The sequence below is a fragment of the Novosphingobium sp. KCTC 2891 genome (assembly GCF_025938155.1).
Classification (GTDB): Bacteria; Pseudomonadota; Alphaproteobacteria; order Sphingomonadales; family Sphingomonadaceae; genus Novosphingobium.
In genome coordinates this window covers 152,836-171,855 of sequence record NZ_JAPCZG010000002.1, presented here as the reverse complement: position 1 = coordinate 171,855, position 19,020 = coordinate 152,836, and the positions used below count along the sequence as shown (strand labels likewise).

18 protein-coding genes are annotated in these 19,020 nt (G+C 68.2%); 9 read left to right on the top strand and 9 right to left on the bottom strand.

The window, feature by feature from the left end; all coding sequences use genetic code 11:
• Nucleotides 1-50 precede the first annotated feature (50 nt).
• Together OLX02_RS04470 and OLX02_RS04465 are read left to right on the top strand one after the other, a co-directional pair.
• Complete coding sequence (locus OLX02_RS04470) at nucleotides 51-2,159, top strand: S9 family peptidase (RefSeq protein WP_264420580.1); 2,109 nt, start codon at nucleotides 51-53, stop codon at nucleotides 2,157-2,159.
• A gap of 10 nt (nucleotides 2,160-2,169) precedes the next feature.
• Nucleotides 2,170-2,607, top strand: a complete 438-nt coding sequence (locus tag OLX02_RS04465; protein WP_264420577.1) for an acyl-CoA thioesterase — start codon at nucleotides 2,170-2,172, stop codon at nucleotides 2,605-2,607.
• Here OLX02_RS04465 and OLX02_RS20165 read toward each other — a convergent pair.
• A complete protein-coding gene (locus OLX02_RS20165) occupies nucleotides 2,604-4,334 on the bottom strand; it encodes a diguanylate cyclase (protein WP_319641232.1) in 1,731 nt (576 codons plus the stop codon). The two genes, OLX02_RS04465 and OLX02_RS20165, sit on opposite strands and share 4 nt — an antisense overlap.
• A gap of 39 nt (nucleotides 4,335-4,373) precedes the next feature.
• Complete coding sequence (gene ald, locus OLX02_RS04450; protein WP_264420575.1) at nucleotides 4,374-5,489, bottom strand: alanine dehydrogenase; 1,116 nt, start codon at nucleotides 5,487-5,489, stop codon at nucleotides 4,374-4,376.
• Between the two features lie 136 nt (nucleotides 5,490-5,625).
• Here ald and OLX02_RS04445 point away from each other — a divergent pair, with 136 nt between their 5' ends.
• Nucleotides 5,626-6,087: an Lrp/AsnC family transcriptional regulator gene (locus OLX02_RS04445; protein ID WP_264420573.1), complete on the top strand. Its 462-nt coding sequence runs from the start codon at nucleotides 5,626-5,628 to the stop codon at nucleotides 6,085-6,087.
• Between the two features lie 22 nt (nucleotides 6,088-6,109).
• Here the strand turns inward: OLX02_RS04445 and OLX02_RS04440 are convergent, their stop codons facing one another.
• Together OLX02_RS04440 and OLX02_RS04435 are read right to left on the bottom strand one after the other, a co-directional pair.
• The gene (locus OLX02_RS04440; RefSeq protein ID WP_264420571.1) at nucleotides 6,110-8,524 is read right to left on the bottom strand and encodes an FtsK/SpoIIIE family DNA translocase; all 2,415 of its coding nucleotides are present in this window, start codon (nucleotides 8,522-8,524) and stop codon (nucleotides 6,110-6,112) included.
• A gap of 86 nt (nucleotides 8,525-8,610) precedes the next feature.
• Entirely contained in the window at nucleotides 8,611-9,174 is a 564-nt protein-coding gene (locus OLX02_RS04435) for a thiamine phosphate synthase (RefSeq protein ID WP_264420570.1), read from the bottom strand.
• On the opposite strand from OLX02_RS04435, the gene OLX02_RS04430 reads away from it, so the two are divergent.
• Together OLX02_RS04430 and OLX02_RS04425 are read left to right on the top strand one after the other, a co-directional pair.
• A complete protein-coding gene (locus OLX02_RS04430; protein WP_264420567.1) occupies nucleotides 9,173-9,844 on the top strand; it encodes a YggS family pyridoxal phosphate-dependent enzyme in 672 nt (223 codons plus the stop codon). The genes OLX02_RS04435 and OLX02_RS04430 overlap by 2 nt on opposite strands.
• 147 nt (nucleotides 9,845-9,991) lie before the next feature.
• Nucleotides 9,992-11,311, top strand: coding sequence for a GGDEF domain-containing protein (locus tag OLX02_RS04425; RefSeq protein ID WP_264420566.1), 1,320 nt, complete (start codon nucleotides 9,992-9,994; stop codon nucleotides 11,309-11,311).
• Nucleotides 11,312-11,337: 26 nt separating this feature from the next.
• Here the strand turns inward: OLX02_RS04425 and pyk are convergent, their stop codons facing one another.
• A complete protein-coding gene (gene pyk, locus OLX02_RS04420; protein ID WP_264420564.1) occupies nucleotides 11,338-12,807 on the bottom strand; it encodes a pyruvate kinase in 1,470 nt (489 codons plus the stop codon).
• 71 nt (nucleotides 12,808-12,878) lie between these two features.
• Between pyk and OLX02_RS04415 the strand changes: the two genes are divergently transcribed.
• Complete coding sequence (locus OLX02_RS04415) at nucleotides 12,879-13,220, top strand: DUF1244 domain-containing protein (RefSeq protein ID WP_264420563.1); 342 nt, start codon at nucleotides 12,879-12,881, stop codon at nucleotides 13,218-13,220.
• Here the strand turns inward: OLX02_RS04415 and OLX02_RS04410 are convergent.
• On the bottom strand, nucleotides 13,217-13,912 hold the full coding sequence (locus OLX02_RS04410) for an HPP family protein (protein ID WP_264420561.1): 696 nt from the start codon (nucleotides 13,910-13,912) through the stop codon (nucleotides 13,217-13,219). The genes OLX02_RS04415 and OLX02_RS04410 overlap by 4 nt on opposite strands.
• 99 nt (nucleotides 13,913-14,011) lie before the next feature.
• On the opposite strand from OLX02_RS04410, the gene OLX02_RS04405 reads away from it, so the two are divergent.
• Nucleotides 14,012-14,941 (top strand): 1-phosphofructokinase family hexose kinase, encoded by a 930-nt coding sequence (locus tag OLX02_RS04405; protein ID WP_264420560.1) that lies wholly within the window; start codon nucleotides 14,012-14,014, stop codon nucleotides 14,939-14,941.
• Nucleotides 14,942-15,136: 195 nt separating this feature from the next.
• Here the strand turns inward: OLX02_RS04405 and rpsI are convergent, their stop codons facing one another.
• From rpsI to OLX02_RS04390, 3 genes are all read right to left on the bottom strand, one after another.
• Nucleotides 15,137-15,682: a 30S ribosomal protein S9 gene (gene rpsI / locus OLX02_RS04400; protein WP_264420559.1), complete on the bottom strand. Its 546-nt coding sequence runs from the start codon at nucleotides 15,680-15,682 to the stop codon at nucleotides 15,137-15,139.
• 3 nt (nucleotides 15,683-15,685) lie between these two features.
• Entirely contained in the window at nucleotides 15,686-16,165 is a 480-nt protein-coding gene (gene rplM, locus OLX02_RS04395) for a 50S ribosomal protein L13 (RefSeq protein ID WP_264420557.1), read from the bottom strand.
• A 155-nt stretch (nucleotides 16,166-16,320) separates the two neighbouring features.
• On the bottom strand, nucleotides 16,321-17,388 hold the full coding sequence (locus OLX02_RS04390) for a COX15/CtaA family protein (RefSeq protein ID WP_264420556.1): 1,068 nt from the start codon (nucleotides 17,386-17,388) through the stop codon (nucleotides 16,321-16,323).
• Between the two features lie 154 nt (nucleotides 17,389-17,542).
• Here OLX02_RS04390 and OLX02_RS04385 point away from each other — a divergent pair, with 154 nt between their 5' ends.
• Together OLX02_RS04385 and thiS are read left to right on the top strand one after the other, a co-directional pair.
• Nucleotides 17,543-17,914 (top strand): MerC domain-containing protein, encoded by a 372-nt coding sequence (locus OLX02_RS04385; protein ID WP_264420554.1) that lies wholly within the window; start codon nucleotides 17,543-17,545, stop codon nucleotides 17,912-17,914.
• Nucleotides 17,915-17,967: 53 nt separating this feature from the next.
• The gene (gene thiS, locus OLX02_RS04375) at nucleotides 17,968-18,966 is read left to right on the top strand and encodes a sulfur carrier protein ThiS (protein ID WP_319641231.1); all 999 of its coding nucleotides are present in this window, start codon (nucleotides 17,968-17,970) and stop codon (nucleotides 18,964-18,966) included.
• Nucleotides 18,967-19,020: the final 54 nt, after the last annotated feature.

Genomic DNA, 19,020 nt, shown 5'->3' with positions numbered 1-19,020 from the left:
GTCCTTGGACGGGATCGGTGCGCCTTGCGGGCGCCATGCAGGGATCATAGATGCGAGGCATGGCAGAAACCACCCCTGCGGCCACCGCCGCAACCGCCCCGCTCGCTCCTCCCGTCGCCGCGAAGAAACCGTCCAGCTTCACCCACCACGGCGTGACCGTGGCCGACGACTACGCATGGCTGCGCGATCCGGGATACCCGGAGGTGAAGGACGCCGAGGTGCTGGCGCATCTGGAAGCGGAAAACGCGTGGTTCGAGACGCGGATGAAGGACCGTCAGCCGGTGATCGACACGCTGTTCACCGAGATGCGCGGGCGGATCAAGGAAGCCGACACTTCGGTGCCGCAGAAGGACGGCGACTTCCTCTACTGGATCGAGTTCGAGGAAGGCGCGGAATACAAGAAGTGGTGGCGCCGACCGGTGGGCGCGCCCGCCGATGGCAGCGCCGACCAGCTGATCCTTGATGAAGTGGCGCTGGCCGAGGGCAAGGAATACTTCCGGCTGGGCGCGATCTCGGTTTCCAGCGACGGCAGCCGGCTGGCATGGGCGGTGGACGACAACGGGTCGGAACGCTTCACCGCGCGGATCAAGGTGATCGCTACCGGGGAACTGCTGCCGGACGAGATCCCCGGCATCAATTCCGGCCTGATCTGGGTGAAGGGCGACACCGGCCTCGTCTATTCTCTCGCCAACGATAACTGGCGCACCGACAACGTGCGGCTGCACTGGCTGGGGCAGCCGGTGGCTGAAGACGTCGAGCTGTATCATGAAGACGACGAGGGATTCCGCGCCGGCGCCGCGCTTTCCGCCAACGAGAAGTGGCTGATCCTTTCGACCGGCGACCACGAGACCAACGAAGTGCGGCTGGTGCCGGCGGACGATCCGCTGGCCCCGCCGATCCTGGTGCGCGAGCGCGTGGCAGGGATCGAATATGACGTCGAAGAGCGCGACGGCGTGCTCTACATCCATGCCAACGACACCCACGAGAACTTCCGTCTGGCGACGGCCCCGCTTACGGCCCCGGCGGAGTGGACCACGCTGATCGAGGGCACCGACGATTTCTACCTGACCGGGTTCGAGTTGTTCCGCGATTTCTACGTGGTCGAGGGCCGGGTGCGCGGGCTCGACCGGATCGAGGTGCGCTATTACGACGACCCGGCGCGGATCGAGCCGATCGTGTTCCCCGAGGCGAGCTATGAGGCCGGGCTGGGCGACAATCCCGAATGGGCGGTCGAGAAGCTGCGCGTCAGCTATGAATCGATGGTCAGCCCGGCGTCGGTCTATGACTACGACGTCGCGGGCAAGTCGCTCGAACTGCTCAAGGTGCAGGAAATCCCCAGCGGCTACGACGCCGGGCTCTATGATACCGCGCGGCTGGAAATCCCCGCGCGTGATGGCACGCTGGTGCCGGTCTCGGTGCTGTGGCGCAAGGATCGGCCGCAAGGTGGGCCGCTGCACCTTTATGGCTACGGCGCTTATGGCATCGCGATCGGGCCGGGCTTCTCCACCACGCGGCTGAGCCTGGTGGATCGCGGCTTCGCCTATGCCATCGCGCATATCCGTGGCGGCGACGATCTGGGCCGGCGTTGGTACAAGGACGGCAAGCTGGAGAAGCGCACCAACGCTTTCAACGATTTCGTCGATGTGGCGAACGGGCTGGTGGAGCGCGGCTTCACCGTGGCGGGGCGCATTTCCGCTTCCGGCGGTTCGGCCGGCGGCGAACTGATGGGCGCGGTGATCAATTCCGATCCGCACCTGTTCGGCGCGGTGGTGGCGCACGTGCCGTTCGTGGACGTGCTGAACACCATGCTGGACGAGACCCTGCCGCTGACGCCGGGCGAATGGCCCGAATGGGGCAATCCGATCGAGGACAAGGCCGCATTCGAGCTGATCCATTCCTATTCGCCCTACGACCAGGTGCGCGCACAGGACTATCCGCCGCTGCTGGTGACGGCGGGGCTGAACGATCCGCGCGTGACCTATTGGGAGCCGGCAAAGTGGGTCGCGCGGCTTCGCGAGCTGAAGACCGATCGCAACGAACTGCTGCTCAAGACCAATATGGGCGCGGGTCATGGCGGCAAGTCCGGCCGGTTCGAGAGCCTGAAGGAAGTGGCCGAGGAGTTCGCCTTCATCCTGTGGCAGCTGGACGTACCGGCGTGAGGCGGGGATCGTGAGCAACCGCCATCGCCTTACTTTCACGGCCGGCCCCGGCGACATCGACGTGATGGGCCACGTCAACAACGCGGTGTGGGTGCAGTGGATGGAGGCGATGGCGGTGGCGCACTGGGAAGCGGTGGCCAGCGCCGCGCACCAGGCGGCCTACGTCTGGGTCGTGACCCGGCACGAGATCGATTATCGCGGCAACATCGCCGAGGGCGAGAGCGTGACCGCCGAGACATTCATTCCGGAAGCGCCATCGGGCGCGCGGTTCGACCGCAGGGTCGATTTCACCGATGCGCGCGGCAAGGTGATCGTGAGCGCGAAGACGACCTGGGCGCTGCTCGACAAGGCGAGCGGGCGACTGCTGCGCGTGCCGAAAGCTGTGGCGGCCCCATTTCTGCCGGATGCGGGCCTGCCGGATGCGGTCCCGCCGGCGGAAGGCGCCTAGCCGACCACGCGCAGGTCGGCGCGGTCGGTGGTGAAGCCGGTGACGCGCTCGCGCATGGTGCGGTTGCGGCCGAGCCGCTTGGCTTCGTAGAGCAGGCGGTCGCAGTGCGCATAGAGCGCCGCGAAATCGACGTGCAGGCGGCCTGCGCGGTCGTGCTCGACCAGCCCCATGCTGGCCGTGACCATCCGGTCCAGCCCGGGCACTTCGGCGCTGATTCGCGTGCTGATCGCGCGGCGGCAGCGTTCCGCGCGCTCCGCGGCATCGGCACCGCGCAGCAGCAGCATGAATTCCTCGCCTCCCATGCGGATCGCGCGGGTATCGGCATCGTCGACCAATGCGCCGGCCGCTGCGCGCAAGACGTCGTCTCCCACCGCGTGGCCGTGCGAATCGTTGATTGCCTTGAAGTGATCGAGATCGAGCACCGCCATCGTGCGGAAGCCGTTGTCGAGCAGGTCCTCGAAGCGCTTCTCGATCGAGCGGCGATTGCGCAGGCCAGTCAGCGGATCATGGCCGGCGACGCCTTCCAGTTCACGTGCGCGGGCGGTGGCGTAATCGCGCTCGCGCCGGATGTCGCCGAAGCGGTTGATGATGCCCAGCGTGGTCACCAGCACCTGCACCGCAAGGCCGAGCTGATAGACGACAGTGGCGTCGGTGGGGTGGGCGGGCGGCAGGATGTAGCAGGCGATCTTCCACAGCCCGGCCATGACCATCGGCCCCCAGCCGATCGCCTGGTATACCGCTGCGCGGCTGCCCCGCCGCCATGCGACAAAGGCCGCCAGTCCGAACAGCAGGATCGCGGGGACCATGTCGAGATGGAGCAGCAGCGTGGAATAGGGGCGCATCGCGGCTAGCGGCGTGGCGGCCAGCATCCCCACCGCGAAGATCGCGGCGGCGGCATGGCGGAGCAGGCGGCGCAGGCGGCGGGGCAGCGTGCCCGGCTCGATGAAATCCGCGGCAAACATCAGCGCGGCGGACGCCATGACCGCATAGCATGTGTTGGACAGCGGGCCTTCGACGGTTTCGGGCAGGTCCACCAGCAGGTGGATCAAGCCGGTGCCGATCAGCATCTGCATCAACATCGACCCGGTCAGCGCCAGGTGCCACAGCACGAAGCGTTCGGGCAGCGCCGCATAGATCGAACCGTTGAGCAGCAGCGGCACGACCAGCAATCCGCAGATCACCGCCATTGCCACGACCTGTCGGATGGGCCAGCCGCTGCCGGCGGGACTGCTGTCGAGCCGGGCCTCGCTGCCGGCCGCCTTGGTCCAGGGATGGGATATGCGCACGATAACCGTACGTGTCGCCGCCGAGGTTGGCGGCATGGGCAGGACCATCAGCGGCCCGGTGGGCAGGTGGCGTGCGGCATCGGGTGCAAGCGTGGCGGTGCGCACCGCGCCGCCTGCATCGATCGCCCATATCGTGACCCGGCTATAGCGCGTGGCGAGCGTGACGAAGCTGCGCGGCGGCGGCTCGGCGCGGTCGAGCGTGAAGCGCAGGTAGAGCGATTCACCCGCGATCGACCAGCCGCCGGACGAACACGTCCACAGGCCGCCGCGGGTTACATCGGACGGGGTCTGGGCAGCCCCCGTGCTGGCGTGGCAGAGCTGGGCCGGGACGATCGGGCGCGCCGTGGCCGCAGCGGGCAGGAATGCGGCGAGCAGGGCGAGCACGAGCGCAGCGGCAAGTCGCCTTGCACATGCAATCCGTGCTTCTGGTTCCCACGCCATGACGCGAGCATAGCGCGTCAGGCCTTCCGACCCGTTAAATCACATAAGTATTTCTGCGGAGGAGGTGTAGGCGTAGCCCAGTTCGCGCGCGACCGCCTCATAGGTGATCTTGCCGGCGTGGACGTTGAGCCCTGCCGCCAGATGCGGATCGCGGCGCAGCGCTTCCTTCCAGCCCAGATCGGCAATCCGCAGCGCGTGCGGCAGCGTCACGTTGTTGAGCGCATAGGTGCTGGTGCGCGCCACCGCGCCGGGCATGTTGGCCACGCAATAGTGGACGATGCCATCGACCACGAACGTCGGCTCGGCATGGGTGGTGGCATGGCTCGTCTCGAAGCAGCCGCCCTGGTCGATGGCGACGTCGACCAGCACCGCGCCCGGCTTCATCGTGCCGAGCATGTCGCGCGTGACCAGCTTGGGCGCGGCGGCGCCGGGGATCAGCACCGCGCCGATCACGAGGTCTGCCTCGGCAACGCTTTCGGCAAGGTTGGCGCGGTTGGAAAAGCGCGTCTTGGCGCGGCTTTCGAAGTGGATGCCCAGCCGTTCGAGCACTTCGGGATCGCGGTCGAGCACGGTCACGTCGGCGCCGAGGCCGACCGCCATCTGCGCCGCGTTGAAGCCGACCACGCCGCCGCCGATCACCGCGACCTTGCCCGGCATCACACCCGGAACGCCGCCGAGCAGTACGCCGCGCCCGCCGTGCGCCTTTTCAAGCGCGGTGGCGCCGGCCTGGATCGACATTCGGCCGGCGACCTGGCTCATCGGCTTGAGCAGCGGCAGCGTGTTGCCGGCACCGGTCACCGTTTCATAGGCGATAGCCGTGACGCCGGACTTCACCAGATCGGCGGTCTGTTCCGGATCGGGCGCGAGGTGGAGGTAGGTGTAGAGTACCTGCCCTTCGCGCAGCATGGCGCGTTCGGCGGCCTGCGGCTCCTTGACCTTCACGACCATCTCGCAGCCTTCGAAGACGGAGCGCCCGTCGGGATGGATCTTCGCGCCGGCAGCCAGATAGTCCGCATCGGCGGCGCCAATGCCCAGCCCGGCGCCGGTTTCGACCCACACCTCGTGGCCGTGAACGACGAGTTCATGCGCGCTCTCGGGCGTGAGCCCGACGCGGTATTCGTGGTTCTTGATCTCGCGGACGGTTCCGACGCGCATGGCAGGCTCTCCGGCAAATGGTCGAGGCGGACAGGATACGCCCGGCGGCGTGCAATGTTTCACCGAATTGCGGCTTGCGGGCGCGCCATGCGTGGAATATTTTCGCTCAAATAGGAAAATATCGGGAAATTATCGCATGGACCGCGCGGATGTTGCCCTGATCGAGGCGTTGCAGCGCGATTCGTCGCGTTCCATTGCCGAGCTGGCGGAAAGTGTCGCGCTTTCGCCCTCCGCCTGTCACCGGCGCATCCGCGCGCTGGAGGAGCGCGGCGTGATCGACGGCTATGCCGCACGCGTCGATCCGCGCCGCATCGGGCTGGCGGTGGAAGTCTTCGTGGAAATCACACTGACCAGCCAGAGCCGCGAGTCGATGGACCGCTTCGAGCGCGCGGTGGGCGATTTCGACGATATCCTGGAGTGCCACCTGATGAGCGGCAGCGCGGACTACCTGCTGCGGGTGGCGGCGGCGGACCTGGAAGAATATGGCCGCATCCACCGCGATTGCCTGGCGCGTCTGCCGGGTGTCTCGGCCACGCGTTCGAGCTTCTCGCTGCGTCGGATCAAGCGCTTCGAGGGCTATCCCGCGCCCCGCGCCTGAGCGGCGCGGGACCGGGTAGACGTCAGAGCGGGTTGCCGTCCTTGTCGCGGTAGATGTCGCGCCGGCCGACGTGATTCGCCGGACCGACGAAGCCGTCCGCTTCCATGCGCTCGATCCACTTCGACGCGGTGTTGTAGCCCACGCCCATCTGGCGCTGGATCCAGCTGGCCGATGCCTTCTGGCTCTCGAACACCAGCTGGCAGACCTGCCGATACTTGCGCTCTTCGGGGTTGTCCGACGCGGTGGCGTCGAGATCGTCGAAGCCGAAGCCGCCGTCCTCGGGCTCCTCGGTGACCGAATCGACGTAATCGGGGCTGCCCTGGCTGCGCCAGTGATCGGCCACGCGCTCGACTTCCTCGTCGCTGACGAAGGGGCCGTGGACGCGCTTGATCGGGTCGGTGGCGGGCTTGTAGAGCATGTCGCCCTTGCCCAGCAGCTGTTCGGCGCCCTGTTCGCCCAGGATCGTGCGGCTGTCGATGCGGCTGGTGACGGCGAAGCTGATGCGCGTGGGCAGGTTGGCCTTGATGACGCCGGTGATGACGTCGACCGAGGGGCGCTGCGTGGCCATGATGAGGTGGATGCCCGCGGCGCGGCTCTTCTGGCTGAGCCGCTGGATCAGGACTTCGATTTCCTTGCCGACCGTGACCATGAGGTCGGCGAGTTCGTCGACGATGACGACGATCTGCGGCAGCACCTGGAAATCGAGCTGCTGTTCCTCGAACATCTCCTCGCCCGTATCGGGATCGAAGCCGACCTGGATGCGGCGGCCGAGCGGCTTGCCCTTCGACGCGGCGGCGCGGACCTTCTCGTTGAAGCCGGACAGGTTGCGCACGCCGATGGAGGACATCTGGCGGTAGCGGCGCTCCATTTCCTCGACCGCCCACTTGAGCGCGCGGACCGCCTTGGCCGGTTCGGTGACGACCGGCGAGAGCAGGTGCGGGATGTCGTCGTAGGACTTGAGTTCGAGTACCTTGGGATCCACGAGGATCAGGCGGCACTGCGCCGGGGTGAGGCGGTAGAGCAGCGACAGCAGGATGCAGTTGAGGCCCACCGACTTGCCCGAGCCGGTGGTGCCGGCGACGAGCAGGTGGGGCATCGTGGCAAGGTCGGCCACGACGGGCTCGCCCGCGATGTCCTTGCCCAGGATGATCGGCAGCAGCGCCTTCGAGCCCGCGAACTTGTCGCATTCCACCAGTTCGCGGAACGAGACCATGTCCCGCACGGCGTTGGGCAGTTCGATGCCCATCACGGTGCGACCGGGGATCGAGCAGACGCGCGCCGAGATCGCGCTCATGTTGCGGGCGATGTCGTCGGCCAGGCCGATCACGCGGCTGGCCTTGATGCCGGGGGCCGGCTCCAGCTCGTACATGGTGACGACCGGTCCGGTGCGGACGGCGGTGATCTCGCCCTTCACGTTGAAATCGTCGAGCACGTTTTCGAGCAGGCGGGCGTTGCGTTCGAGCGCCAGCTTGTCGATCTTGGGCTGCGAATTGGGCGCGGGCTCCTCGAGGATGCCGGTCGAGGGCAGCTCGTACTTGTCGAACAGGTCGCCCTGGCGCAGCTTGGTCCCGGCGGACGTGGCCGCGACGGGCGGGCGCGAAGGATCGCTGATCTCAGTCTGGCGGCGCGGGGAGCCGGAGTCATCGGCCGCTTCGGGCAACATGGCGACGGCATCGCCGGCAGAGGCGGGCTTGTCCTTCGCCTTGCGTTCCTTGCGCGCGGAGGGCGCGGCCGTCTCGGGCTCATCGGCGCGCGGCGCGGCGGGGGCGCGGCGCAGCACGGCCGGCACGGTCAGGAACCGGCGCCAGTCTAGCGCGAACACCCGGCCGGCGACGATCGCCCCGGCGCCCAGCGTGACCGCGGACAGCGCGAGGATGATCCAGCCTTCGGCAGGCGGTGCGAGATGGGCGAGGGCGCGGATCGCGGCGGCGCCAAGCAGGCCGAACAGTCCGCCGAAACCGGCGGGCAGGCTGCCACCGGGCGCGGTGAAGGCGAGTGCCGCCGTGGTGCCGAGGAGGACCATCGCGAGCGCCAGCAGCAGCGCGAGCCGCCACCATGCCGGATCGGCGACGAGATCCTCGTCGTCATCGGCGCCGGGATCGATCAGATCGCCGGCGGCGTCCCACAGGCGGCGGGCATAGACGAACAGCAGCGGCAGCAGCAGAGCGCCGGGCAGGCCGAACAGCAGCAGCACGCGCTCCGCCGCCCACGCGCCGGGCAGGCCCATCCAGTTTTCGACCGGGCTGCCGGAAGCGGTGCTGCCCGAAGGGTCGGTCTGGGTATAGCTGGCGAGCGCCAGTGCGAGAAACACGGTCGCCGCGAACAACGCCGCGCCGCCGATCAGCTCCGCGCTGCGCCTGAAACTGCGCCGCAGCACCGCCCGCCAATCGGCGCGCGCTCGGGTATTCCCCGCAGATGTGAGTGCCCGGCTTGCCATCGTTGTCCCTTCCGTTCGCGGAACATAATGCGCCCGAAGGGGACTCACCGTCAAGAATCCAAGGGATTCCGCCTATGTTTTTGCGGTCAGGTGATGCCGTCGATCGCGGCCCAGCCGTGGACGGGCAGCCGCGCGGCGCGGCGCGGGGTCATTCCGCCCAGCGCCAGCACCGGCAGCGAAGACTGCCGCGCCAGCAGCAGGAAGCGCACCGGGCCAAGCGCCTTGCCGCCCGGATGGCTGCGCGTGGCGAAGACCGGGGAGAGCAGCACGGCATCGGCGCGCGCGGCCGCCGCTTCGCGCAGTTCGCGCAGGGAATGCGCCGTCGCGAGGCGCAGTCCGGTTCCGCCAAGGTCGGCGGGCGCCGCATAGATCCCGTCGATACGCCAGCCCGGCTGGGGCCGCGCGGCGATGACGGCGATGCCGCGCGACCGGCACAGCCGCGCCAACGCGCGGAACCGTTCGCGGCGCGCGGCCGGTGGCAGGTGGTAATGGCGAAAGACGAAGCCGCTCCCGCGCGGCAGCCGCGCGATGGCGCGTTCCAGCCCGGCATCGTTGCGCGCATCGCCGAGCAGCAGCAGGCGCGGGATCGCGGAGGAGAGGACCGGCACGGGGTGGCACTTCGCCATGCCCGCGCTATAGCACCGCGCCATGCACACGCCAGACTCCCCCAGCCCGTCGCCGCTCGCCCATGTCCGCGCGCGCATCGCGCACGCCGCCGCGGTCGCGCAGCGCAATGTGGCCGATATCACGCTTGTCGCGGTGTCCAAGACCAAGCCGGCCGAAGCGATCCTGCCGCTGATCGCCGAAGGGCAGCTGGTCTTTGGCGAAAACCGCGTGCAGGAGGCCGAGGCCAAGTGGTCGGCGCTGCGCGAGGCACACCCCGGTGTGAAGCTTCACCTTGTGGGCCAGCTTCAGTCGAACAAGGCCGAGGAGGCGGTGCGGCTGTTCGATTGCATCCATTCGCTCGACCGCCCCTCGCTGCTGACCGCACTGGCCCGCGCGATGGACAAGGCCGGACGGCGCGTGCCGCTGTTCGTGCAGGTCAACATCGGCGCGGAAGAGCAGAAGGGAGGCTGTGCGATTGCCGACCTGCCCGCGCTGCTCGCCGAAGCCCGCGTGGCCGACCTCCCCGTCGAAGGTCTGATGTGCGTGCCGCCCGCCGGAATCGAGGCGGCGCCGTTCTTCGCGCTGCTGGGCAAGCTGGCGGCCGACAATGGCCTTGCCGGCCTGTCGATGGGCATGAGCGACGATTTCGAGACCGCCATCATGCTGGGCGCGACGCACATCAGGGTGGGGTCTGCGCTGTTCGGTGAACGCTGATCCTGGCGCGAATTGGTTCGAATCGCGTGTTTTCAAGGATTTCGCTCGTTAACGGATGGCCGCGCCAGCCTCGTGTTTCGCAAGCATCCGGCGTTTAAGGTTTCGTCCTTGCCCGTGGCTTAAGTCGCGTTGCCGAGGGAGACCAGCGTGCACGCGTTCGATACCGAGACGACCCCCGACGAGCAGGGTTCAGGTCAGCATTGGCGCAACGACGATCGCCGGACCGACCGGCTGCACATCGGCGGGTTGCTTGCGCACGCGCTGGCGCTGGCCGCTGTCGCGGCGACGCTGGTGGTCGATGACGCCTGGCACGACGATCTGGCCGGGATCGCGCTGACCGGGCTGACGGCGATCTTCATGTCGCAACTGGTGCTGCGGCGGATGGCGGTGGCGGTGCGAGCGCGCCAGCGCGACCAGTTCCGCGCCACGCGCGAGAGCCGCGAGCAGATCGGCGAGCTGTTTGCCATGACCGACATGCTGCAGGCGGCGGAAACCTATGACGACGCCAGCGCCGTGCTGATGGCGACGGCGCGGCGCCTGCTGCCCGATTTCGGCGCCGCGCTCTATATCTTCAACAATTCGCGCGACCGGCTGGACCTCGCCAAGGGCTGGGACCTGCCCGATGGGTATCGCGCGCCGGAAACGCTCTCTCCCGCGAACTGCTGGGCGCTGAAGCGCGGCAAGCCGCACATCAACGCGCCGCAGCAGGCCACGCTGTGCTGCGCGCACCATGGATCGCAGACCGCCACGGTGGAATTGCCGATGATGGCTTGCGGTCAGGTGCATGGCTTGCTGATCCTCGCCCGCGGAAGCGAGGAGGATGCGCTGGGCAAGCTGATCGAAATCCGCCGGCTGGGGCAGGCGCTGGCGGATTCGATGTCGCTGGCGCTGTCGAACATCGCGCTGCGCGAGAAGCTGCGCACCCAGTCGCTGCGCGATCCGCTGACCGGCCTGTACAACCGCCGCTACATGGAAGACGCGCTGGAACGCTTCGTCTCGCTGGGCGCGCGGGGCGGAGGCAGCACGGCGGTGGTGATGCTCGATCTCGACAACTTCAAGGCGCTCAACGACGAGCACGGCCATGCCAAGGGCGATGCGGTGCTGCGCGACGTGGCGGCCCAGCTGGTCGGCGCGCTGCGGCCGACCGATGTGGTCTGCCGCTATGGCGGGGAAGAACTGCTGGCGATCCTGCCTGACTGCAGCCTGGAGGATGCGCTGGAAAAGTCGGAAGTGCTGCGCGAGCGGATCGAGCTGCTGAGCGATGTGCACGGGTGCCGGATCAGCGCCTCTTTCGGCGTGGCGGCCGTGCCCGAAGCGGCGACATCGGCGGGTGACGTGGTGCCGCTGGCCGACGGTGCGCTCTATGCGGCGAAGAAGGCGGGCAAGAACCAGGTGATCGCCGCTGAGCGCCGCGCCGGGCGCGAGGGCATGCCTGCGGCGCGGCTGGCGGTAACCGGCGCACGCTGAAACATTCGCGCGCCGGGAATGACGCCTCAGTCGTCGTGGCCGTCGAGTTCCTCGCCGCTCAGCGTCACCACATGGAGCAGGTTGGTCGCGCCCGGCGTGCCGAACGGAACGCCGGCCAGCGCGACGAGCTTTGACCCGGCGCTGCCGAAGCCGTGGCGCAGCGCCATGCGCTTGCCCTTGGCGATCATCTCCTCGAAGCTGCCGATGTCCTTGGTGTGGACCGCGTGCGCGCCCCACAGCAGGCCCACCTTGCGCGCGGTGCGCTCGGACGGAGTCAGCACCAGCATCGGCACGCCCGGGCGTTCACGCGCCACGCGGCGCGCGGTGGAGCCCGATCCGGTGAACACGATGAGGCCGGAGATGGACAGCGTCTTGGCGATGCTGGCGCAGGCTTCGGCCAGCGCGTCGGCCGTGGTGGGATCGGGCCGCGTCTCGATGAAGTGGACGCGCGCGGAATAGCCGGGATCCGCTTCGACCTGCGCAGCGATGCGGTGCATGATCGTCACGGCCTCTTCCGGCCAGGCGCCGGCGGCGGTTTCGGCCGAGAGCATGACCGCGTCGGCGCCGTCATAGACCGCGTTGGCCACGTCGGACACTTCGGCGCGGGTGGGCGTGGGGGCCTCGATCATCGATTCGAGCATCTGCGTGGCGACGATCACCGGCTTGCCTTCGCGGCGCGCGGTCTCGACGATGCGCTTCTGCAGCGGCGGCACTTCTTCGGGGTTCAGTTCGACGCCCAGATCGCCGCGGGCGACCATGATGCCGTCGGAAAGCTCGATGATCTCTTCCAGCCGGCTGATCGCGGCGGGCTTTTCGATCTTGGCCATCAGCGAGCCGTGGCCGCCCATCAGGCGGCGGGCCTCGGCCACGTCCTCGGGCCGCTGGACGAACGAAAGCGCAATCCAGTCGGCGTTGTGTTCGACCGCGAAGGCGAGGTCGCGGCGGTCCTTCTCGGTCAGCGCCGGGACGGGAATGACCGCGTCGGGCACGTTGACGCCCTTGCGGTCGGAAATCACGCCGCCGACTTCGGCGGTGCAGAGGATCTCGTTGTCGTCGGCGCGAATCACGCGCAGGCGCAGCTTGCCATCGTCGATCAGCAGGCGCTGGCCCTTGCGCAGGATGCCGAAGAGTTCGGGGTGCGGCAGGCAGACACGGGTTTCATCGCCCGGCGCGGGATCGCGGTCGAGCGTGAAGTGGCCCGAATGGCGGATCACCGCGCGGCCCTCCTTGAACGTTCCGACGCGCAGCTTGGGGCCCTGCAGGTCGCACAGCACCGTGACCGGCCGGCCGACCTTCTTTTCCAGCGCGCGGATCGCAGCGATCGTCTCGGCATGGGTGGCGTGATCGCCATGGCTCATGTTGACGCGGAAGGCGTCCGCCCCGGCCCGGAACAGCTTTTCGAGCATCTCCGGCGAACGGCTGGCGGGGCCGACCGTCGCCAGGATCTTGACCTTGCGACCGCGCGGGTCCTGGGTGGGAAGATCCAGCTGTGCCACGATAGAAATCCTTGCTTTTGATGCGGGCGCGATATGGCCTATGCCACCCGGAAACCCAAGGAATCTTTGCAATGGATACGAATTCGCACGCAGTCCCGGCCGACCCGCTGGATGCGCTGCCCGATGACGTCGCCGCCGCCGCGTTCCGCACGCTGGTGCGCCATCTGCGCCTGCGCCACGATGCGCAGAACATCGATCTGATGGGGCTTGCCGGCTTCTGCCGCAACTGCCTAGCCGATTGGATCAACGAGGCGGGGGCAGGGTTGGACAAGACCGCCGCGCGCGAGGTGATCCACGGAATGCCGGCGGGCGAATGGAAGGCGAAGTTCCAGACCGACGCGACGCCGGAACAACTGGCGCGGATGGACGCCAGCCTGAAGATCAACGAGGAGCGCCGCGCGCAGGCGGGTTAACGCCCGCCGTTCTGCCAGCGCTTCAGCACGCGCTGTTCCACCTCGCGGAACAGCGCGTCGAGATCCTCGCGCTCCACGTCGAGCACTTCGTCCCATTCCTCCAGCACCGCGTCCAGGTCGGCGCTTTCGTAGGTCCCCGCCCACGTGCCCGCAGGCAGCGTGGGGGCGGGATGGGCACGGTGCGGCCAGGGGTGGCCGGTGAGGCCGTTGTAGACCCAGCCGGCGAAGATCAGCAGCACCAGATTGGGCAGCAGCGGCACCAGCAGGAAGCCCGCGCTCAAGCCGCTGGCATTGGCGCCCAGCGCGCACAGCAGCGCGCAGGCGCCGCCCGGCGGGTGCAGGCAGCGGGTCAGGGTCATCACCGCGATGGCCGTGCCGACCGCCAGACTTGCGGCGAGCCACGGTGCGCCGATGGCATGGCCGAAGGCAAGGCCGATGGCGGCAGACAGCATGTTGCCGCCCAGCACCGACCACGGCTGCGCCAGCGGGCTGGCGGGCACCGCAAAGACGAGCACGGCGGATGCGCCCAGCGGCGCCACCAGCCAGGGTGCGCCGCTCTTGGCGCAGAGCTGGGTGACCAGTCCGGCGAGCGCGATGCCGATCAGCGCACCCACCGCGCCGCGCGCCCAGCCCAGGCGTCCGCCGGGCTTCCACTGCGCGTTTGCCGCGGCTCCACGAAATACCGGTTGCAATCAGGCCTCCAGCAGGGTGCGATCAAGCGCGGTCAATACACGTCCCTTCGCGCGCCGCGAGGGAGAAATCCCGCTGCACCTTGGAAGATGGACTTTACGATGCCCGTGATCGCCACCCTGACGATGAACCCGACCATCGACGTCGCCTATGAAGTCGAGCGGGTGTTCCACACGCACAAGATGCGGACTCTGGGCGAATTCTACGCGCCGGGCGGCGGCGGCATCAACGTGGCGCGCGTGTTCGTGCGGCTGGGCGGCAATGCGCGCTGCATCTACCTTTCGGGCGGCGCTACCGGCGGGGCGCTCGACGGGCTGATCGACCAGCACCAGCTGGTTCGCACGCGCGTGCCCATCGCGGGGCAGACGCGCGTGGCGATGGATGCGCTCGAAACGTCGACCGGCAAGGAATATCGCTTCACCCCCGCCGGCCCCCATGTCGAAGAGGCGGAATGGCAAGCCTGCCTCGATGCTCTGGACGGGGCGGAATGCGACTGGCTGGTCGCCAGCGGCTCGCTGCCGCGGGGTGTGCCCGATGATTTCTATGCGCTGGTCGCGCAGCGCATGGCGGCGCGGGGCATCCGCATGGTGCTCGACAGCTCGGGTGAGGCATTGCGGCAGGGGCTGGCCGGCGGCGGGATCGCACTGGTCAAGCCGAGCCGGGGCGAACTGGAGGGGCTGGTCGGGCAGAAGCTGCCCACGCCCGAGGCGGTGGCCGACGCCGCGCTGGCGCTGGTGACGAACGGGCAGGCGCAAATCGTGGCAGCTACTTTGGGACACGAAGGTGCGGTGCTGGCACACGAAGGCGGCACGCTTTACGCGCCGGCCTTGCCGATCGAGGCGAAAAGCGCGGTGGGTGCGGGCGACAGTTTCGTCGCGGGGATGGTCTATGCGCTGGCCACGGACGCGAGCGCCGAGGAAGCTTTCCGCCACGGTGTCGCTGCCGGCAGTGCGGCGGTGCTGCGCGCGGGCACGGACCTCGCCCGCGCGGACGATATCGCGCGGTTGCTGCCGCAAGTCCGGCTGGACTGAGCACAAGCGAAAACGCCCGGTGCGGAAGCCGGGCTTATTCGGTCGAATGGATGCCGATCTGGTCAGATTGGCAGCGGATCATTCCCGGGCACGCGGCCAACTGGCCGCGCGTTTGCAGGCGATCCGTCCCCAAAGAAAAAGGGCCTGCGATTTCTCGCAGGCCCCCTGATTTCCAGTCGAAAGGAAAGCTTCGACTTAACGCTTCGAGAACTGGAAGCTGCGGCGAGCCTTGGCCCGGCCGTACTTCTTACGTTCGACGACGCGCGGGTCGCGGGTAAGGAACCCGGCGGCCTTGACGGCGCTGCGCAGAGCCGGCTCGAACTTGGTCAGCGCCTGGGCGATGCCATGCTTGACCGCACCGGCCTGGCCCGAAAGACCGCCGCCCTTGACGGTGGCGACCACGTCGTACTGACCCGAGCGATCGGCGACGTCGAACGGCTGGTTGATCACCAGGCGCAGCGTCGGACGCGCGAAGTACACTTCCTGCTCGCGGCCATTGACCGTGATCTTGCCCGAACCAGGCTTGATCCACACGCGGGCAACGGCGTCCTTGCGGCGGCCGGTGGCGTAGGAACGTCCCTGGGCGTCGACTTCACGCTCGCGCAGCGGCATGGTCGGGGCGGCCGGGACAACCGGAGCGACCGGCGCGTCAACGTCGGCAGCCGGAGCTTCGGGAGCGGGGGCATTGGCGGTGAGGTTCTTCAGGTCCGCCAGGCTCGAAACGATATCGGTGTCGGCCATGTCTTACGCACCCACCTTGTTCTTGCGGTTCATCGAAGCGACGTCGAGCGCTTCGGGCTGGGTACCGGCGTGCGGGTGTTCCGTGCCGGCATAGAGGTGGAGGGCGCGCATCTGCGCACGGCCGAGCGGGCCACGCGGGATCATGCGTTCCACGGCCTTTTCAAGCACGCGCTCGGGGAAGCGGCCGTCGAGGATCTTGTCCGCGGTCACTTCCTTGATGCCGCCGGCATAGCCGGTGTGCTTGTAGTAGATCTTGCCCTTGAGCTTGTTGCCCGTGAACTTCACCTTGTCGGCGTTGATCACGACGACGTGGTCGCCGCAATCGACGTGCGGGGTGAAGCTCGGCTTGTGCTTGCCGCGCAGGCGATTGGCGATGACGACGGCGAGGCGGCCGACCACCAGGCCTTCGGCATCAATCAGATGCCACTTCTTTTCCACCTCGGCCGGCTTGATCGACCGGGTGACCTTGCTGAGAGCCTTCATGGCTGGGTCATTCCCTGATACTGGTGCGCCGGACGTGCAGAGTTCTGCGCATCACGGCGAGGAAGCGCGCCTTTGTTGCATTGGCGGACGTGAGTCAAGCTTTTGCGCGGCTTTCCGGGGAGGTAAAATAATACCTCATAGCCGAAAAGGGCGGCTCAGCGTGCCCGTCCGAGCGCGTGTGCGCCCCATGTGACGGTCACGAGGAGCAGCGCGCCGACGAGCTGGTGCAGCACGGCCAGCCAGATCGCCACCCCGCTCCACACCGTCGCGATGCCCAGCAGCACCTGCGTGCCGAAGGCGCTGTGGATGGCGATTCCCGCCGGGCGGGCGCCGGCTGCGCGCAGCTTGCGCGCCATCACGACCAGCACGGCGACCACGGCCCAGGCCCACCAGCGATGGATGAAGTGGACGAGGAACGGGTCGGAGGTGAAGGCGTGGCCCGCGCCGCGCAGCCAGTCGATGCCGGCGGGCACGAAGGCGCCCTGCATCAGCGGCCAGGCGTCCCAGTTGAACCAGCCGCCGCCTGCCGACGTGCCGGCGCGAAGCCCCGCGAGCAGGGCGCCGTAGAACAGTTGCAGCACCAGCATGGCGAGCGCGAGGCCGGCGAACCCGGTAAGCCGGGCGCGCGGCTCTCCGCGGTGCAGCGCGCGAAGGTCCAGCGCGGTCCAGACCAGCCCGGCCAGCGTGGTGAGCGCGACCAGCAGGTGCGCGGCGAGGCGGAAGTGGCTGACCTTCACATCGTGAACGATGCCCGACTTGACCATCCACCAGCCCACGGCGCCCTGCAGTGCGCCCAGCGCCAGCAATGCCAGGAGGCGCGGCTTGTATCCGGCGGGAATGCGGCCCTTCGCCCAGAACCACAGCAGCGGCAGGGCAAAGACCATGCCGATCGTGCGCGCCAGCAAGCGGTGGACCCATTCCCAGAAGAAGATGAACTTGTAGGTCGCCAGCGTCATGCCGGCCGGGCCGTTGACCAGCACGTATTGCGGGGTCTGGCGATAGGCGTCGAACTCAGCCTTCCATTGCGCTTCTGTGAGCGGGGGCAAAGTGCCTGCCACCGGCTTCCATTCGGTGATCGACACGCCCGATTCGGTGAGGCGGGTGATGCCGCCGATGACGACGATGGCGACGACCATCGTGGCGACGACGAACAGCCAGCGCGCGAGCGCAAGCGGGGCGGGGCGCGCAGATCCGGCGCGGGGCGCAAGGGCGGAAGCTTCCATGACGGCTCCGGCCTCTGCGTCTGCCCCGTTGAAATCGCAAGCGCAAAGGCGGGGGGATTCCCTTTGGGCCGCGTCGGCTGGCGCGGTTCTCGTCACCCTAGTGCAACATCACCCATTGCGTGATGTTATAGTATTACATATATCGAGAGCAGCGATGACCCAGACCCTTCTTGCCCTGCGCTCCCGGCTCGACCGATTCGGTGTGCTCCTTTCGGGGCTGTGCCTTGTGCACTGCCTGGCCGGGCTGTTCCTGGTGGGCATCCTTGGCATTGGCGGCGGTGCGCTGCTCGATCCCGCGATCCACCGGGTCGGACTGGTGGCCGCGCTTGTCGTGGGGGCGGGCACGATCGGGCTCGGCGCGCTGCGACACGGGCACAAGCTGCCGCTGATCGTCGGCAGCACGGGATTGGCGCTCATGGCCGGCGCGGTGATCGCGGGCCATGGCTCTGCCGAAGCGGTGCTGACCATCCTTGGCGTGCTGCTGGTGGCATCGGCGCATGTCATCAATATGCGCCGCACCTGCTGACCCATCGCTTTCGCGCACTTGCGCGGGGGCGTGCCTTCGCTACATCGGCGCGCATGGCTTCCTCTCCCTCCCCCGTCGCCCTTTCCCTCATCGTCAATGGCGAGCCGCGCCGCGCCGCGCCCGGCAGCATCGCCGACCTCGTGCGCGGCCTCGATCTCGATCCGGCCAAGGTCGCGGTCGAGCGCAATGGCGAGATCGCGCCGCGCTCGACGCTGGCCGATGTCATGCTGGCCGATGGCGACGTGCTGGAGATCGTGCATTTCGTGGGCGGCGGGCAGGATGATGGCGATACCTGGACGGTCGCCGGGCGCACGTTCCGTTCGCGCCTGATCGTCGGCACCGGCAAGTACAAGGATTTCGCGCAGAACGCGGCTGCGGTCGAAGCCTCGGGCGCGGAAATCGTCACCGTGGCGGTGCGCCGCGTCAATGTGTCGGACCCCAAGGCGCCGATGCTGACCGACTTCATCGATCCGAAGAAGATCACCTACCTGCCCAACACCGCCGGCTGCTTTACCGCCGACGACGCGATCCGCACGCTGCGGCTGGCGCGCGAGGCGGGCGGCTGGGACCTGGTGAAGCTGGAAGTGCTGGGCGAGGCGAAGACGCTCTACCCGAACATGGTCGAAACCATCCGCGCCACCGAAGTGCTGGCGAAGGAAGGCTTCCTGCCGATGGTCTATTGCACCGACGATCCGATCGCGGCGAAGCAGTTGGAGGATGCCGGCGCGGTCGCGGTCATGCCGCTGGGCGCGCCGATCGGTTCAGGGCTGGGCATCCAGAACCGGGTGACGATCCGCCTGATCGTCGAGGGCGCGAGCGTGCCCGTGCTGGTCGATGCGGGCGTGGGCACCGCGTCGGATGCGGCGGTTGCGATGGAACTGGGCTGCGACGGCGTTTTGATGAACACCGCCATTGCCGAGGCGAAGGACCCGCTGCTGATGGCCCATGCGATGAAGCTGGCGGTCGAGGGCGGCCGCGCCGCCTATCGTGCCGGACGCATGGCGACGCGCAAGTATGCCGACCCGTCCAGCCCGCTGGCCGGCCTGATCTGAGCGAACGCTTCTGAACGTCCGCAAAGAAAAAGGGGGCCGCCTGGCCCCCTTTTC

Coding starts and splice junctions, on each gene's coding strand:
- OLX02_RS04470 (WP_264420580.1), top strand. CDS start 51: ATGCGAGGCATGGCAGAAACCACCCCTGCGGCCACCGCCGCAACCGCC.
- OLX02_RS20165 (WP_319641232.1), bottom strand. CDS start 4,334: ATGGCGTGGGAACCAGAAGCACGGATTGCATGTGCAAGGCGACTTGCC.
- ald (WP_264420575.1), bottom strand. CDS start 5,489: ATGCGCGTCGGAACCGTCCGCGAGATCAAGAACCACGAATACCGCGTC.
- OLX02_RS04445 (WP_264420573.1), top strand. CDS start 5,626: ATGGACCGCGCGGATGTTGCCCTGATCGAGGCGTTGCAGCGCGATTCG.
- OLX02_RS04440 (WP_264420571.1), bottom strand. CDS start 8,524: ATGGCAAGCCGGGCACTCACATCTGCGGGGAATACCCGAGCGCGCGCC.
- OLX02_RS04430 (WP_264420567.1), top strand. CDS start 9,173: ATGCACACGCCAGACTCCCCCAGCCCGTCGCCGCTCGCCCATGTCCGC.
- OLX02_RS04435 (WP_264420570.1), bottom strand. CDS start 9,174: ATGGCGCGGTGCTATAGCGCGGGCATGGCGAAGTGCCACCCCGTGCCG.
- OLX02_RS04415 (WP_264420563.1), top strand. CDS start 12,879: ATGGATACGAATTCGCACGCAGTCCCGGCCGACCCGCTGGATGCGCTG.
- OLX02_RS04405 (WP_264420560.1), top strand. CDS start 14,012: ATGCCCGTGATCGCCACCCTGACGATGAACCCGACCATCGACGTCGCC.
- rpsI (WP_264420559.1), bottom strand. CDS start 15,682: ATGGCCGACACCGATATCGTTTCGAGCCTGGCGGACCTGAAGAACCTC.
- rplM (WP_264420557.1), bottom strand. CDS start 16,165: ATGAAGGCTCTCAGCAAGGTCACCCGGTCGATCAAGCCGGCCGAGGTG.
- OLX02_RS04390 (WP_264420556.1), bottom strand. CDS start 17,388: ATGGAAGCTTCCGCCCTTGCGCCCCGCGCCGGATCTGCGCGCCCCGCC.
- OLX02_RS04385 (WP_264420554.1), top strand. CDS start 17,543: ATGACCCAGACCCTTCTTGCCCTGCGCTCCCGGCTCGACCGATTCGGT.
- thiS (WP_319641231.1), top strand. CDS start 17,968: ATGGCTTCCTCTCCCTCCCCCGTCGCCCTTTCCCTCATCGTCAATGGC.